General features: G+C 64.7%; 14 protein-coding genes. 8 read left to right on the plus strand and 6 right to left on the minus strand.

Annotated elements, in window-relative coordinates:
• Nucleotides 1–2 precede the first annotated feature (2 nt).
• Genes C163_RS04570 through tldD form a run of 3 tightly spaced genes read left to right on the plus strand, consistent with a single transcriptional unit; the run spans nucleotide 3 to nucleotide 6,138 of the window.
• Nucleotides 3–3,836: a YhdP family protein gene (locus tag C163_RS04570; RefSeq protein ID WP_038407934.1), complete on the plus strand. Its 3,834-nt coding sequence runs from the start codon at nucleotides 3–5 to the stop codon at nucleotides 3,834–3,836.
• Between the two features lie 8 nt (nucleotides 3,837–3,844).
• Entirely contained in the window at nucleotides 3,845–4,696 is an 852-nt protein-coding gene (locus tag C163_RS04575; protein ID WP_025337815.1) for a carbon-nitrogen hydrolase family protein, read from the plus strand.
• A 2-nt stretch (nucleotides 4,697–4,698) separates the two neighbouring features.
• A complete protein-coding gene (tldD, locus tag C163_RS04580) occupies nucleotides 4,699–6,138 on the plus strand; it encodes a metalloprotease TldD (protein ID WP_025337816.1) in 1,440 nt (479 codons plus the stop codon).
• A 129-nt stretch (nucleotides 6,139–6,267) separates the two neighbouring features.
• Here the strand turns inward: tldD and yjgA are convergent, their stop codons facing one another.
• A complete protein-coding gene (gene yjgA / locus C163_RS04585; protein WP_025337817.1) occupies nucleotides 6,268–6,789 on the minus strand; it encodes a ribosome biogenesis factor YjgA in 522 nt (173 codons plus the stop codon).
• Nucleotides 6,790–6,897: 108 nt separating this feature from the next.
• Here yjgA and pmbA point away from each other — a divergent pair, with 108 nt between their 5' ends.
• From pmbA to C163_RS04610, 5 genes are all read left to right on the plus strand, one after another.
• Nucleotides 6,898–8,244 carry a metalloprotease PmbA gene (pmbA, locus tag C163_RS04590; RefSeq protein WP_025337818.1) on the plus strand — a complete coding sequence of 449 codons (1,347 nt, stop codon included), beginning with the start codon at nucleotides 6,898–6,900 and terminating at the stop codon, nucleotides 8,242–8,244.
• Nucleotides 8,245–8,485: 241 nt separating this feature from the next.
• Nucleotides 8,486–8,887 carry a hypothetical protein gene (locus C163_RS04595; RefSeq protein WP_025337819.1) on the plus strand — a complete coding sequence of 134 codons (402 nt, stop codon included), beginning with the start codon at nucleotides 8,486–8,488 and terminating at the stop codon, nucleotides 8,885–8,887.
• The gene (locus C163_RS04600) at nucleotides 8,880–10,256 is read left to right on the plus strand and encodes a lyase family protein (protein ID WP_025337820.1); all 1,377 of its coding nucleotides are present in this window, start codon (nucleotides 8,880–8,882) and stop codon (nucleotides 10,254–10,256) included. Before C163_RS04595 ends, C163_RS04600 begins: the two co-directional genes overlap by 8 nt.
• A gap of 75 nt (nucleotides 10,257–10,331) precedes the next feature.
• Nucleotides 10,332–10,943 carry a superoxide dismutase gene (locus C163_RS04605; RefSeq protein WP_025337821.1) on the plus strand — a complete coding sequence of 204 codons (612 nt, stop codon included), beginning with the start codon at nucleotides 10,332–10,334 and terminating at the stop codon, nucleotides 10,941–10,943.
• Nucleotides 10,944–10,954: 11 nt separating this feature from the next.
• Nucleotides 10,955–11,848 (plus strand): ZIP family metal transporter, encoded by an 894-nt coding sequence (locus tag C163_RS04610; protein WP_025337822.1) that lies wholly within the window; start codon nucleotides 10,955–10,957, stop codon nucleotides 11,846–11,848.
• A 157-nt stretch (nucleotides 11,849–12,005) separates the two neighbouring features.
• On the opposite strand, the gene C163_RS04615 is transcribed toward C163_RS04610, so the two are convergent.
• From C163_RS04615 to C163_RS04635, 5 genes are all read right to left on the minus strand, one after another.
• Nucleotides 12,006–12,278: an HPr family phosphocarrier protein gene (locus C163_RS04615; RefSeq protein WP_023660775.1), complete on the minus strand. Its 273-nt coding sequence runs from the start codon at nucleotides 12,276–12,278 to the stop codon at nucleotides 12,006–12,008.
• Nucleotides 12,279–12,297: 19 nt separating this feature from the next.
• A complete protein-coding gene (gene rapZ, locus C163_RS04620) occupies nucleotides 12,298–13,152 on the minus strand; it encodes an RNase adapter RapZ (RefSeq protein ID WP_025337823.1) in 855 nt (284 codons plus the stop codon).
• A 2-nt stretch (nucleotides 13,153–13,154) separates the two neighbouring features.
• Nucleotides 13,155–13,619: a PTS IIA-like nitrogen regulatory protein PtsN gene (ptsN, locus tag C163_RS04625; RefSeq protein ID WP_015269060.1), complete on the minus strand. Its 465-nt coding sequence runs from the start codon at nucleotides 13,617–13,619 to the stop codon at nucleotides 13,155–13,157.
• 12 nt (nucleotides 13,620–13,631) lie between these two features.
• Nucleotides 13,632–13,940, minus strand: coding sequence for a ribosome hibernation-promoting factor, HPF/YfiA family (gene hpf, locus C163_RS04630; RefSeq protein WP_003255135.1), 309 nt, complete (start codon nucleotides 13,938–13,940; stop codon nucleotides 13,632–13,634).
• Between the two features lie 79 nt (nucleotides 13,941–14,019).
• A complete protein-coding gene (locus C163_RS04635; protein WP_015269061.1) occupies nucleotides 14,020–15,513 on the minus strand; it encodes an RNA polymerase factor sigma-54 in 1,494 nt (497 codons plus the stop codon).
• Nucleotides 15,514–15,610 lie beyond the last annotated feature (97 nt).

Below are 15,610 nucleotides of genomic sequence, written 5' to 3' on the forward strand. Positions count from 1 at the left end.
CCATGGCCATGGGACGTCTGACCCGCGTTCTTGTCGCCTTGACCCGCTGGGGGCTGGGCGTTTGCGCCCTGCTGGCGGTACTGGTGGCGCTGTATGTCAGCCTCGGCCGCGAACTGGTGCCGTTGGTGGCCGAGTACCGCGCCGATGTGGAAAGCAAGGCTGAACAGGCTTTGGGCCTGCCCGTGCACGTCGGTGCCCTGGAAGGCCGCTGGAGCGGCCTGGCACCGGTGCTGCGGGTGCGCGACCTGCAACTGGGCGAGGGGGCCACGGCCCTGCGCCTGGACGACGTCAAGGTGGTGCCCGATGTCTGGGCCAGCCTCACCGCCCGCGAGGTACGCCTGGCACGCATTCAGTTGGGCGGCCTGCAACTGATCCTGCGCGAGAACGAGCAGGGCGCCTGGAGCCTCGAAGGCCTGCCGAAGAAGGACGATGCGCCGCTCGACCCTGCCGAGTTGTTGCAGCGCCTGCGCCAGTTGGGCCGCATCGATGTGTTCGACAGCCAGGTCACCCTGCACCCCTGGCAGCGCGACCCGTTGACCCTGACTTATGTGAGCGTCGGCCTGCAGGCCGGAGCTTCGCGCCATGCCCTGGACTTGCGCGCGACCCTGCCCGATGGCCAGCCCCTGTCGCTGAACCTGCGCAGTCGTGCCTCGGCCAACGCCTGGCGCGACGGCCGGGTCGAAGCCTACCTGAGCCTGCCACAGAGTGATTGGGCGCGTTGGCTGCCGCCACGCTTGCTGGGCCAGTGGCATGCCGACGCCTTGCGGGCGGGCGGCGAGTTCTGGGTCGACTGGCGCGAGGGGCAGTTGCAGCAGGCCGTCGTACGCCTCAATGCACCGGAGCTGCAGGGCGCCTATGCCGGGCGCAAGGCGGCCAAGCTGAACAACCTGGCCCTGGGCGCCTGGTTCCAGCGCCGGGAGCAAGGCTTCGATGTGGTGGTCGACTCCCTGGCCATGGATGTCGGCAAGACCCGTTGGGAGTCGCACCTGCAATTGCAGCAGCGTCCAGGCGAGGACGCTGCCGCGGAAAGCTGGCAAGTGCAGGCCGACCGCCTTGACCTCACGCCGTTGACCCCGCTGATCGATGCCCTGGCGCCGCTGCCGGACAAGGTCATGGCCGTGGTCGATGGCCTGAAGGTGACCGGCGCGCTGCGCAATGTGCGCCTGGAGGCCCGGCCCAAGGCCGAGGGTGACCAGCGCCTGCAGTTCGAAGCCAACCTGGAGAAGGTCGGCTTCGATGCCTATCACAATGCCCCGGCAGCCGGTAACGTCAGCGGCAGCATCAGCGGTGACCTTGGCCATGGCGAACTGCGCCTTGATACCGATGCGTTCATGCTGCATCTGTACCCGATCTTCGCCAAACCCTGGCATTACCAGAAGGCCAATGCGCGCCTGACCTGGGCCTTGGACAAGGAAGGTTTCACCCTGGTCGCGCCTTACCTCAAGGTGCTCGGCGAGGAGGGCAAGATCGCCGGTGACTTCCTCATTCGCCTGTTGTTCGAAGAGGGCCGCGAGGACTACATGGACCTGCGTGTCGGCCTGACCGAAGGCGATGGCCGCTACACCGCCAAGTACCTGCCCGAGGTGCTCAGCCCAGCCCTTGACGAATGGCTGCGCAGTGCGATCGTCAAAGGCACGGTGGACGAAGGCTACTTCCAGTACCAGGGCTCGCTGAACCATGGCGTCGCGCCGGAAGCCCGCAGCATCAGCCTGTTCTTCAAGGTGCGTGATGCGGCCCTGGACTTCCAGCCGGGCTGGCCGCAGGTTCAGCATGTGGATGGCGATGTGTTCATCGAGGACAGCGGTGTGCGCATCAAGGCCCAGCGTGGTGTGCTGCTCGACACCAAGGTCAGTGATGTGAGCGTCGATATCCCGCATGTCGACCAGGGCCAGCAAAGCCACCTGTACCTCGATGGCGACTTCGACGGCAGCCTGGGCGATGGCCTGAAGATCCTCAAGGAAGCGCCAATCGGCACTGGCGAGATCTTCGCTGGCTGGGAGGGCGAAGGGCCGCTCAAGGGCAAGGTCAAGCTCGACATTCCGCTGGCCCACGGGCAGCGGCCGAAAGTGCAGGTGGACTTTGCCACCGACGACGCACGGTTGAAGGTAGCGCCGCCGAGCCTGGAGTTGAGCCGCCTGAAGGGTGACTTCAGTTTTGATTTGGACAAGGGCCTGAGCGGCAAGGGCATCAGCCTGCAGGCCTTCGGCAAGCCGGTAACGGCGCAAATCACCGCCGAAGGCCAGCCCGGGCAGATGCAGACACGCGTCAACGCCAGCGGCCAGGTGTCGCTCAAGGCACTGACCGACTGGCTGCAGTTCAACCAGGCCTTGCCGGCTTCCGGCGACCTGCCGTACCAGTTGCAGGTCAGCCTGGGTAGCCGGGACAACCGCCTGAGCATCAATTCCAGCCTCAAGGGCCTGGCCATCGACCTGCCAGCCCCGTTCGGCAAGGCAGCGTCCGATACCCGTGACACCCGTTTCAGCATGACCCTGCAGGGGCCGGAGCGGCGCTTCGATGTCGCCTACACCGACCTTGCCCGCTTTGCCTACGCCGCGCCGGCCGAGAAGCTGGGGCAGGGCCGTGGCGAGTTGCTGCTGGGCGCCGGTGACGCCCAGGTACCTTCCGGCCAGGGTCTGCGAGTGCGCGGGCACCTGGAGGCGCTGGACCTGGGGCCTTGGCAGGAACAGGCGGCGCGCCTGGCCGGTAACGACCCGGGTGGTAGCGCGCGGCAGAACCTGCAAGGCGTCGACCTGAGCATCGGCCAGCTGAAAGCCTTTGGCCTGGACCTGAACCAGGCCGTGGTGCGCCTGGCCCGTGGTGGCCCCGCCTGGGATTTGCGCCTCGACAGCAAAGAAATCATTGGCAACGCCCGGGTGCCGGATGCCAAGGGCGCGCCCATGGTCGTGCGCATGCAGACCTTGCGCCTGCCCGCCGCCAGCGCTGCTGAAAAGCAGGCCGAGGCACAGGCCGAGGAGGGCCCGGACCCGCTGGCCTCGTTCGACCCGCGCAAGGTGCCGGCGCTGGACCTGAGCATCGACAAGCTCTATCGCGGTGACGACCTGTTCGGCAGTGCGTCGCTCAAGCTGCGGCCGACCGCGCGTGGCGTGATCGCCAGCGACATCGACCTCGACTTCAAAGGCCTGCGTATCGATGGTGGCGGCGGCTGGGAAGGCGAACCGGGCAGCACCAGCAGTTGGTACAAAGGGCGCCTGGACGGCAAGAACCTGGCGGATGTGCTCAAGGCCTGGGGCTTTGCCCCGACCGTGACCAGCCGCGACTTCCGCCTGGATGTGGATGGCCGATGGCCGGGTTCGCCGGCCTCGGTGAGCCTCAAGCGCTTCTCTGGCAGCATGGACGCAGCGCTGCGCACTGGCCAGTTCGTCGAGGTCGAAGGCAGTGCCCAGGCGCTGCGGGTGTTCGGCCTGTTGAACTTCAACTCCATCGGCCGGCGCTTGCGCCTGGACTTCTCCGACCTGTTCGACAAGGGCCTGGCCTACGACCGGGTCAAAGGCTTGCTGGTGGCCAGTAACGGAGTCTATGTGACCCGCGAGCCAATCGCCGTGACTGGCCCGTCGAGCAACTTCGAGCTGGACGGTACCCTGGACCTGGTACGCGACCGGGTCGATGCCAACCTGCAGGTGAGCCTGCCAGTGACCAACAACCTGCCGCTGGCGGCCCTGATTGTCGGCGCGCCGGCCGTGGGCGGGGCGCTGTTCCTGGTCGACCGGCTGATCGGCGACCGCGTGTCGCGCTTCGCCAGCGTGCACTACCGTGTCGAAGGTCCGGTGAAAGAGCCTAGAATCACATTTGTGAAACCTTTCGAGAAATCCCGCTAGGAGTGCCCATGAAGGCAGCTGTAATCCAGATGGTCAGCCAGGACGATGTGCTGGCCAACCTGCAGCGCGCAGGTGCCCTGCTGGAGCAGGCCGCCTTTGGCGGTGCACAACTGGCCGTGCTGCCGGAAAACTTCGCCGCCATGGGCCGCAAGGACGCCGCTGCCATCGGCCGCGCCGAAGCGTTGGGCGAAGGGCCGATCCTGCCATGGTTGAAACGTACCGCCCGCGACCTCAAGTTATGGATTGTCGCCGGTACCTTGCCATTGCCGCCGGTCGGCCAGCCCGAAGCCAAGGCGCATGCCTGCTCGCTGCTGATCGACGAACACGGTGAGGTGGCGGCACGCTATGACAAGCTGCACCTGTTCGATGTGGACGTTGCCGACAACCGTGGCCGTTACCGCGAGTCTGACGACTATGCCCACGGCGCCCAGGTAGTGGTGGCTGATACGCCGGTGGGGCGGCTGGGGCTGAGCGTGTGCTACGACCTGCGCTTCCCCGAACTGTACAGCGCACTGCGCGCCGCTGGTGCGGAACTGATCACTGCGCCGGCCGCCTTCACTGCGGTAACGGGCGCGGCGCACTGGGAAGTGCTGGTGCGCGCCCGGGCCATCGAGACCCAGTGCTACCTGCTGGCTGCGGCACAGGGCGGCACTCACCCGGGGCCACGGGAAACCCATGGCCATGCGGCGATCGTCGACCCCTGGGGGCGCATCGTCGCGGAACAGGCGCAAGGTGAAGCGGTACTGCTCGCCGAGCGCGACATTGACGAACAAGCGTCCATCCGGGCGCGCATGCCGGTGGTATCGCACCGGCGCTTTTTCTCGCAGGGCGCGTTGCGGCCTGCGCACACCTCGGAGTGACTATGAGCCAGATGTTATCCACCGTCAGCGAGCAGCTCCTGGCCCCAGGCGGCTTGACCCTGGACAGCCTGCAGAGCGTGCTGGGTGAGTTGGCCGGCCCCGGCATCGATGCCGCCGACCTGTATTTCCAGGGCCAGATCTCGGAAACCTGGGCGCTGGAAGACGGCATCGTCAAAGAGGGCAGTTTCAACCTCGACCAGGGCGTGGGCGTGCGTGCCCAGTCCGGTGAAAAGACCGGCTTTGCCTACAGCAACGCAATCAACCTCGAAGCGCTGACCTCGGCCGCCCGTGCCGCCCGTTCGATCTCCCGTGCCGGGCAGAACGGTAAGGTGCAGGCCTTCCGCAGCCAGGACGTGACTGCCCTTTATCCGGCGGACAACCCGCTGGATGTGCTCAGCCGTGCTGAAAAGGTCGACCTGCTCAAGCGTGTCGACGCCGCCACCCGTGCCCTGGACCCGCGTATCCAGCAGGTCAGTGTAAGCATGGCCGGGGTCTGGGAACGCATCCTGATCGCTGCGGCCGATGGCAGCCTGGCCGCCGACGTGCGCCCGCTGGTGCGCTTCAACGTCAGCGTAATCGTCGAGCAGAATGGCCGCCGCGAGCGTGGCGGACAGGGCGGTGGCGGGCGTACCGACTACCGCTTCTTCACCGAAGAGCGGGTCATGGGCTATGCCCGCGAAGCGCTGCGCCAGGCCCTGGTGAACCTGGAGGCGATCCCGGCACCGGCTGGTACCCTGCCGGTGGTGCTGGGTTCGGGCTGGTCGGGCGTGCTGCTGCACGAGGCTGTCGGCCATGGCCTGGAAGGTGACTTCAACCGCAAGGGCAGTTCGGCGTTCAGCGGCCGCATTGGCGAGAAAGTGGCATCGAGCCTGTGCACCATCGTCGACGACGGCACCCTCGAAGGCCGCCGTGGTTCGCTGAGCGTGGATGACGAAGGCACCCCGACCGAGTGCACCACGCTGATCGAGAACGGTGTGCTCAAAGGCTACATGCAGGACAAGCTGAACGCGCGCCTGATGGGCATGGCGGTGACCGGCAACGGCCGCCGCGAATCCTACGCGCACCTGCCGATGCCGCGCATGACCAACACCTACATGCGTGCCGGCGAAAGCGACCCGCAGGAAATCATCGCTTCGGTGAAGAAGGGCATCTACTGCGCCAATCTCGGCGGTGGCCAGGTGGACATCACCAGCGGCAAGTTCGTGTTCTCGACCAGTGAGGCCTACCTGATCGAAGACGGCAAGATTACCGCGCCGGTGAAGGGGGCGACCCTGATCGGCAATGGCCCGGAGGCGATGAGCCGGGTGTCGATGGTCGGTAACGACCTGGCGCTGGACAGCGGGGTAGGGACTTGCGGCAAGGACGGGCAGTCGGTGCCGGTGGGGGTCGGGCAGCCGACCTTGAAGCTGGATGCGATTACCGTGGGCGGTACCGGCGCGTGATGGCTTCAGGGACCGTTGTGGGAGCGGGCGTGCCCGCGAAGCAGGCGACGCGGTGCATGGCACCGGCTTCGCCGGTGTTCGCGGCGGTTCGACGCCTCGACTTGCCCGCTCCCACAGGGGCCCAACCTGTCAGCGCAAGCCGCGCTGCAGCTCGTCGAGGTCGCGGATGTACTTGAACACCTTGCGCGCGGCGGCAGGCGGTTTGTTCCGCGCCTTCTCGTGCTGGGCATGGCGCACCAGCGAGCGCAGTTGCTGGCGATCGGTGTCGGGGTATTCGCTGACGAAGCGCTCGAGGTCTTCGTCGTTACCGTCGATCAACCGGTCGCGCCAGCGCTCCAGGCCGTGGAAGCGCTCGTTGTACTGGCGGGTCGAGCTGTCCATCTGTTCGAGCAAGGCGTGGATGGCATCCAGGTCCTGCACGCGCATCAGCTTGCCGACAAACGACATGTGGCGTTTGCGGGCACCGTGAGCGGTGTGCTTGCTGGCTTCGGCCAGGGCCTTGCGCAGCTCGTCGGTCAACGGCAGGCGAGCCAGGGTATCGGCCTTGAGCGTGGTAAGGCGCTCGCCGAGTTCGACCAGCGCATGCAGCTCGCGCTTGATCTGGGTTTTGCTTTTTTCGCCGTCGAAGGCGTCGTCGTTTGAATCAACCATGGTGGCAGTCCGCTAGAAATCGCCGCCATGATAACCAGTCGGGGGCCGCTTGTCCGGCCCGGTCGTAGAATGACCCTCGCCGAACGCAGAATTTGAGTGGAGAGAACCATGAGTGCAGTCCAGAGCGTAGGTCCGAAGGACCTGCCAGCATTGCAGGAGCAGGTCGAGGCGATCATCGCCGAAGCGCGCCGCCAGGGGGCCAGTGCCTGCGAAGTGGCGGTGTCGCTGGAGCAGGGCCTGTCCACCACGGTACGCCAGCGAGAGGTCGAAACGGTCGAGTTCAACCGCGACCAGGGCTTTGGCATCACCCTCTATGTGGGCCAGCGCAAAGGCTCGGCCAGCACCTCGGCCAGTGGCCCGGAAGCGATCCGCGAAACCGTCGCCGCGGCCTTGGCGATTGCCAAGCATACCTCCGAAGACGAATGTTCCGGCCTGGCCGACGCAGCGTTGATGGCCCGCGAGATCCCGGACCTGGACCTGTACCACGACTGGAACCTCGAGCCGGAGAAGGCCATCGAGATGGCCCTGGCCTGCGAGGCGGCGGCGTTCGACGCCGACCCGCGTATCCTCAACGCCGACGGCACCACCCTCAATACCCACCAGGGCTGCCGCGTGTATGGCAACAGCCATGGTTTCATCGGTGGCTACGCCTCGACCCGGCACAGCCTGAGCTGCGTGATGATCGCCGAAGGCGACGGCCAGATGCAGCGTGACTACTGGTACGACGTGAACCGCCAGGGCAACCTGCTGGCAGACCCGCGTAGCATCGGCGTGCGCGCTGCCCAGCGTGCTGCCAGCCGCCTGGGTGCGCGACCGGTGCCGACCTGCGAGGTGCCGGTGCTGTTCTCGGCCGAGCTGGCCGGTGGCCTGTTCGGCAGCTTCCTGTCGGCCATCTCCGGCGGCAACCTGTATCGCAAGTCGTCGTTCCTGGAGGGGACCATCGGCCAGCGCCTGTTCCCTACCTGGCTGACCCTCGACGAGCGCCCGCACATTCCGCGGGCACTGGGCAGTGCCGCATTCGACGGCGATGGCCTGGCTACCTATGCCAAGCCGTTCGTCGACAAGGGTGAGCTGGTGTCGTACCTGCTGGGTACCTATTCCGGGCGCAAGCTGGGTTTGCCAAGCACGGCCAATGCCGGCGGCGTGCACAACCTGTTCGTCAGCCATGGTGTCGAAGACCAGGCGGCGCTGATCCGGCGCATGGGCCGCGGGCTGCTGGTGACCGAGTTGATGGGGCATGGCCTGAACATGGTGACGGGGGATTATTCCCGTGGCGCGGCAGGGTTCTGGGTCGAGAATGGCGAGATTCAGCACGCGGTGCAGGAAGTGACCATTGCCGGGAACATGAAAGACATGTTCCAGCAGATTGTCGCGATTGGCAGCGATCTTGAGACCCGCAGCAACATTCACACCGGCTCGGTGCTGATCGAGCGGATGACTGTGGCGGGTAGCTGATCCACAGCCTGTACCGGCCTCTTCGCGGGCTTGCCCGCTCCCACAGATACTGCACAAGCTTGAAACCTGTGCGATCCCTGTGGGAGCGGGCAAGCCCGCGAAGAGGCCGGTGCAGGCTATAGAGAATTTTCAATGAAACCGAAGACCCGGCCCCACGCCGGGTTTTTTGTTTCATCACCTTTCTCTTGAAGTGATTCTGGTTATCACTTAATAATGAATATCATTATCCAGTAACCCGGCGATGATGTTCATGAAACCCGTCCTCCGCGAACTGCCCTACCTGGAAAACTGGCGCTGGCTCAGCCGACGCATCCGCTGTGCGCTCGAGCCCGACGAGCCGCGCTTGATCGAGCATTACCTGGCTGAAGGCCGTTACCTGGTGTGCTGCACCGAGACCTCGCCATGGACGGTGGCGCTGACCTCCTTCCGCCTGCTGCTGGATACCGCCTGCGACCGCATGCTGCCCTGGCATTGGCGCTGCCTGTGCCTGGACCAGGCCTGGCGCCCGCTGCTGGACCTGCGCAACCTCGACCGCGAGGCACAGAACCAGCGCTGGCAGCCCTACGCCCTGCAGTTGGCCAATTGCCGCTTGCTGCCGTCGATTTCTCCCGATGAACTGATGCAAGGATTTGATGATGAGTGATACCCGTATCGAGCGTGACAGCATGGGCGAACTGCAGGTGCCGGCCCAGGCCCTGTACGGTGCCCAGACCCAGCGCGCGGTCGACAACTTCCCGATCAGCGGCCAGCGCATGCCGGCCCAGTTCATTCGTGCGCTGCTGCTGGCCAAGGCTGCCGCGGCCAAGGCCAACGTCGAACTGGAACAGCTGTCGACCGCGCAGGGCCAGGCCATCGTAACGGCAGTCGAGCAACTGCTGGCGGGTGACTTCATCCAGCATTTCCCGGTGGATGTGTTCCAGACCGGCTCCGGCACCAGCTCGAACATGAACGCCAACGAGGTGATCGCGACTCTGGCCAGCCGCGTGCTGGGTGAGGCCGTCAACGCCAACGACCACGTCAACTGCGGCCAGAGCAGCAACGACATCATCCCGACCACCATTCACGTCAGCGCCGCCCTGGCCCTGCACGAGCAACTGCTGCCAGCCCTGGCGCACCTGGTACAGGTGATCGAGGCCAAGTCGGCACAGGTGCATCAGCACGTGAAGACCGGCCGCACCCACCTGATGGACGCCATGCCAGTGCGCATGAGCCAGGTGCTGGATGGCTGGGCGGCGCAGATCAATGGCGCCAAGGCACACATCGAAGCGACCCTGCCGAGCCTGCAGGCGCTGGCCCAGGGTGGCACCGCCGTGGGCACCGGCATCAACGCTCACCCACAGTTCGCTGCCGGTTTCGCCAGCCAGCTCAGCGGCCTGACCCAGGTCGAGTTCACCCCCGGGCAGAACCTGTTCGCCCTGATCGGCTCGCAGGACACCGCGGTGGCCCTGTCCGGCCAGCTCAAGACTGCCGCCGTGGCGCTGATGAAGATCGCCAACGACCTGCGCTGGATGAACTCTGGCCCGCTGGCCGGGCTGGGCGAAATCGAGCTGCAAGGCCTGCAGCCGGGCTCTTCGATCATGCCGGGCAAGGTCAACCCGGTGATTCCGGAGGCCACCGCCATGGTCGCCGCCCAGGTGATCGGCAATGACGCCACCATCGCCATCGCCGGTCAGTCCGGCAACTTCGAACTGAACGTGATGCTGCCGGTGATCGCCCGCAACCTGCTGGAGAGCATCGAGCTGATGGCCAACGTCAGCCGCCTGCTGGCCGACAAGGCCATCGCCAGCTTCAAGGTCAACGAAAGCAAGCTCAAGGAAGCCCTGGCACGCAACCCGATTCTGGTCACGGCGCTGAACCCGATCATCGGCTACCTCAAGGCCGCTGAAATCGCCAAGACCGCCTACAAGCAGGGCCGTCCGATCATCGACGTGGCGCTGGAGCACACCGACCTGTCGCGTGACCAGCTGGAAGCGCTGCTGGACCCGGAGAAGCTCACCGCCGGTGGTATCTGACACTGAGTCACGGCCCAAGCGCCAGCGGTGGCCGCATTGGTCATCGCCCAACCCATGCCTACGGAATGCACTGATATGCCCCATACCTTGCCTGCACTGCCTTACGCCTACGCTGCGCTGGAACCGCACATCGACGCGCAGACCATGGAAATCCACCACACCAAGCACCACCAGACCTACGTCAATGGCCTCAACGCCGCCATCGAAGGCACCGAGTGGGCTGGGTGGCCGGTGGAAAAACTGCTCGGCGCGGTCGGGCAACTGCCGGAAAACCTGCGTGGTGCGGTGACCAACCATGGCGGCGGCCACGCCAACCACAGCCTGTTCTGGACCGTGATGTCACCGCAGGGCGGGGGAGAGCCGCAGGGCGCTCTGGCGCAGGCCATCGACGCCCAACTGGGCGGCTTCGATGCCTTCAAGGAGGCCTTCACCAAGGCTGCGCTGACCCGCTTCGGCAGTGGCTGGGCCTGGCTCAGCGTGACCCCGCAGAAAACCCTGGTAGTGGAAAGCAGCGGCAACCAGGACAGCCCGCTGATGCACGGCAACACGCCAATCCTCGGCCTGGACGTGTGGGAGCATGCCTACTACCTGAAGTACCAGAACCGTCGTCCGGAATACATCGGTGCTTTCTACAACGTCATTGACTGGGCGCAGGTACAACACCGTTACCTCGAAGCCCTGAAGTGAGCCGCACCGGCATGCGCTCCGAGGTGATGTCTGTCAGCAGTGTGCGCCTGTTCCGCCTGGCGCTCGGGAGCTTGCTGATGCTGGCCGGCACCGCGCTGCTGGTTGCGCGCGGCCTCGCCTGGCTGGACCTGGAGCCGCGCATGCTGCGGGCCCTGGAGGGCGGAGCATTGTGCGCACTGGGTACGGCGCTGGGCGCGGTACCGGTGCTGGTCATTCGCAACATGCCAGTGGCATTGGCCGACACGTTGCTGGGCTTCGGTGCCGGGGTGATGCTGGCGGCCACCGCGTTCTCCCTGATCATTCCGGGGTTGGGCGCAGCCCAGGCCATCGGTTTCAGCCCTTGGGGGGCGGGTGGCCTGATCAGCTTTGGGGTGATGTTCGGTGCCCTGTGCCTGTTCCTGGTCGACCTGAGGGTTTCCGGCGCCTCGCCGGAAGCGCTGGTCGGCACGGAACGCCAGCCGGTGATTGCTGCACGTATCTGGCTGTTCGTGATCGCCATCATTGCCCACAACATCCCCGAGGGCATGGCCATTGGCGTATCGGCTGGTGGCGGCATGGCCGACGCCGATAGCCTGGCCATGGGCATTGCCTTGCAGGATGTGCCCGAGGGGCTGGTGATTGCACTGGTGCTGGCCGGGGCGGGCATGCCGCGCTTCAAGGCGTTCCTGATCGGCGCAGCTTCAGGGCTGGTCGAGCCGCTGGCTGCGGTGATTTGTGCCTGGCTGGTGAACATTGCCGAACTGCTGCTGCCGCTGGGCCTGGCCTGCGCGGCGGGGGCGATGCTGCTGGTGGTCACCCAGGAAATCATCCCCGAATCGCGCAGCAACGGCCATCACCGCCTGGCCAGCCTGGGGCTGTGCATCGGCTTCTGCCTGATGATGGTGATGGATACGGCGATGTCCTGACTCATCATCAGGTTCACTCGGCCCTTGTAGGAGCGGCCTTGTGTCGCGATGGGGGCGCGCAGCGGCCCCAGGATCTCGGCAACACTGCAGAAATTGCTGGGGCCGCTTTGCGGCCCTATCGCGACACAAGGCCGCTCCTACACGGACTGTGCAGCTTTTACTCGCCTTCGTCGAAGAAGTTGTTGATCAGCTCGACCAGCGCATCCATGGCATCAACGTCCTGCTCGCCTTCGGTATGCAGATGCACCTGGGTGCCTTTGCCGGCCGCCAGCATCATCACCGCCATGATGCTCTTGCCATCCACCAGCTTGTCCGGCGCACGGCCAACCCTGACCTGGCAGGGGAAGCGGCCGGCAACGCCGACGAACTTGGCTGCCGCCCGGGCATGCAGACCCAGCTTGTTGATGATGGTGATTTCACGGGCGGGCATCGTGGGGCGGATCCTTGGGCTAGAGGTCGCGGTGGCGGACCTGGACGTTTTTCAGGGATTGCTGCAGCAGCTGGCCAAGGCGTTCGGTAATGTACACCGAGCGGTGGTGGCCGCCCGTGCAGCCAATGGCAATGGTGACGTAGGCACGGTTGCTGGCGGCGAAGCGGGGCAGCCACTTGAGCAGGTAGCTGGAAATGTCGTTGAACATCTCTTCGACATCCGGCTGTGCGGCCAGGTAGTCGATTACCGGTTGGTCGAGGCCGGAATGCTCACGCAGCTCGGGTTTCCAGTAGGGGTTGGGCAGGCAGCGCACATCGAACACCAGGTCGGCATCGACCGGCATTCCGCGCTTGAAACCGAACGACTCGACCAAGAACGCGGTGCCAGGCTCGGGCTGGTTGAGCAGGCGCAGCTTGATCGAATCACGCAGCTGGTACAGGTTCAGGCTGGTGGTATCGATCTTCAGGTCGGCCAGGTCTGCAATCGGCCCCAGCAATTCGCTTTCCACCCGAATCGCTTCCGCAAGCGAGCGGTCGGCGTTGGTCAGCGGGTGGCGTCGGCGGGTTTCCGAGAAGCGCTTGAGCAGTACGTCTTCGTCGGCATCCAGGTACAGCACGTCGCACTGGATATGCCGGGCGCGGGCTTCTTCGAGCAACTCGGGGAAACGCGTCAGGTGGCTGGGCAGGTTGCGCGCGTCGATCGACACGGCGACCTTGGGTTGCAGCAACTCGGTATTGATCAGCGCATTTTCCGCCAGCTGTGGCAGCAGCCCGGCGGGCAGGTTGTCAATGCAGTAGAAACCGTTGTCTTCCAGGACATCGAGGGCGGTGCTCTTGCCGGAGCCGGACCGGCCGCTGACGATGATCAGGCGCATGTTCAGTGCTCGTTCTGTACGTCCAGGACAACCTGGAACAGGGCCTCGCTGCTGGTGGCCGCACGCAGGCGATCACGGACCTCCTTGCGATCGAGCATGCTGGCAATCTGGCGCAGCAATTCCAGATGGGCATCGGTGGCGGCTTCAGGCACCAGCAGGACGAACAGCAGGTCCACCGGCGCGCCATCGATGGCGTCGTAGTCGATAGGGGCTTCCAGGTGCAGCAGGGCGCTGACCGGAGCGGAACATCCTTCAAGCCGGCAGTGCGGGATGGCGATGCCGTTGCCGAAACCGGTCGAACCGAGTTTTTCCCGGGCGACCAGTTTTTCGAAGACGTCTTGCATCTCCAGTTCGGGCACTTGTTCGGCGATGACGGTGGCGACCTTTTCCAGGGCGCGCTTCTTGCTGCCGCCCGGCACGTTCACGAGGGAACGGCCGGGGGTCAGGATGGTTTCAAGTCGGATCATGGATGAGGGGGATCAGCGGGCAGCTGCACCTTGCAGCAGGCTTTGCTGTTTTTCCTTGTGTTTTTTCAGTTGGCGGTCGAGCTTGTCGGCCAAAGCGTCGATCGCTGCATACATGTCTTCGTGTTCGGCGTTGGCAACCACTTCGCCGCCGGGAATCTGCAAGGTCGCCTCGACCTTCTGCTGCAGCTTCTCGACTTTCATGATGACCTGCACGTTGGTGATCTTGTCGAAGTGACTTTCCACGCGAGCGAGCTTTTCAAGCACATAATCGCGCAGTGGCTGGGTGACTTCTACATGCTGTCCACTGATATTGACTTGCATACAGCTTCTCCTTTGTTGCCCGTGCATAAAGAGGCAGGTCTTGCACCTGCCCCACAAACGCTGTGGCACATCTCAGGGGCTACATCAGTCGCTTGCGCTCGCTCGACGGTGCGATGCCGAGGGACTCGCGGTACTTGGCGACGGTGCGACGGGCTACCTGGATGCCTTGTGCCTCCAGTAAACCAGCGATCTTGCTGTCACTCAATGGCTTTTTCTGATTTTCCGCCGCAACCAGTTTCTTGATGATCGCGCGGATCGCCGTAGACGAGCATTCTCCGCCTTCGGAGGTGCTGACGTGGCTGGAGAAAAAGTATTTCAGTTCGTAGATGCCACGCGGGGTGTGCATGTATTTCTGCGTGGTTACCCGCGAAATGGTCGACTCGTGCATGCCCACCGCTTCGGCGATGTCATGCAGTACCAACGGCTTCATCGCTTCGTCGCCGTGGTCGAGGAAGCCGCGCTGGTGCTCGACGATCTGCGTGGCCACCTTCATCAGGGTTTCGTTGCGGCTTTGCAGGCTCTTGATGAACCAGCGCGCTTCCTGCAGCTGGTTGCGCATGAAGGTGTTGTCGGCGCTGGTGTCGGCCCGGCGCACAAAGCCGGCGTACTGCGGGTTGACGCGCAGGCGCGGAATGGCCTCCTGGTTCAGCTCCACCAGCCAGCGGTCGCTGTCCTTGCGCACGATGACGTCGGGCACCACGTACTCGGGCTCGCTGGACTCGATCTGCGAGCCGGGGCGCGGGTTGAGGCTTTGTACCAGCTCGATGACCTGGCGCAGCTCGTCTTCCTTGATTTTCATGCGACGCATCAGCTGGCTGTAGTCACGGCTGCCGAGCAGGTCGATGAAGTCGGTGACCAGGCGCTTGGCTTCCGCCATCCACGGGGTGCTGGCAGGCAGCTGGCGCAGTTGCAGCAACAGGCATTCGCCCAGGGTGCGGGCGGCAACGCCGGCTGGCTCGAACTGCTGGATGCGGTGCAGCACCGCTTCGACCTCGTCCAGCTCGATATCCAGCTCCGGGTCGAAACCGGCGCAGATTTCCTCAAGGGTGTCTTCCAGATAGCCCTGGCCGTTGATGCTGTCGATCAGGGTGACGGCGATCAGGCGGTCGGTGTCGGACATCGGGGCCAGGTTCAGTTGCCACAGCAGGTGGCTTTGCAGGCTTTCGCCGGCCGATGTGCGGGTGGTGAAGTCCCACTCGTCGTCGTCGTTGCTCGGCAGGCTGCTGGCACTGGTCTGGTAGATGTCTTCCCAGGCGGTGTCGACCGGCAGTTCGTTGGGGATGCGCTCGCTCCACTCGCCGTCTTCCAGGGTGTCGGCACTGGTGGTGCTTTCCTGGAAGCTGTTGTCCTGGACTTCGGCGGCCGGCTTGTTCTCGGCGTTGTCCGCCATCGGGTCGCTGTTGTCGAAGTCGTCGCCGTCTTCCTGACGTTCGAGCATCGGGTTCGACTCCAGCGCTTCCTGGATTTCCTGTTGGAGGTCCAGGGTGGAGAGCTGGAGCAGGCGGATGGCCTGTTGCAACTGCGGTGTCATCGTCAGTTGCTGGCCCATTTTTAGGACGAGCGATGGTTTCATGGCTGGGGCTTAATACCTTGTTCGCCGGCGCGCATGCGCCATCCACTACACGAGGGCGCCGGGGCGCCAGATCAAGCAAGTTTTATGCCTTAAATTG

Source organism: Pseudomonas sp. FGI182 (assembly GCF_000511325.1).
GTDB classification, from domain to species: Bacteria; Pseudomonadota; Gammaproteobacteria; order Pseudomonadales; family Pseudomonadaceae; genus Aquipseudomonas; species Aquipseudomonas putida_Z.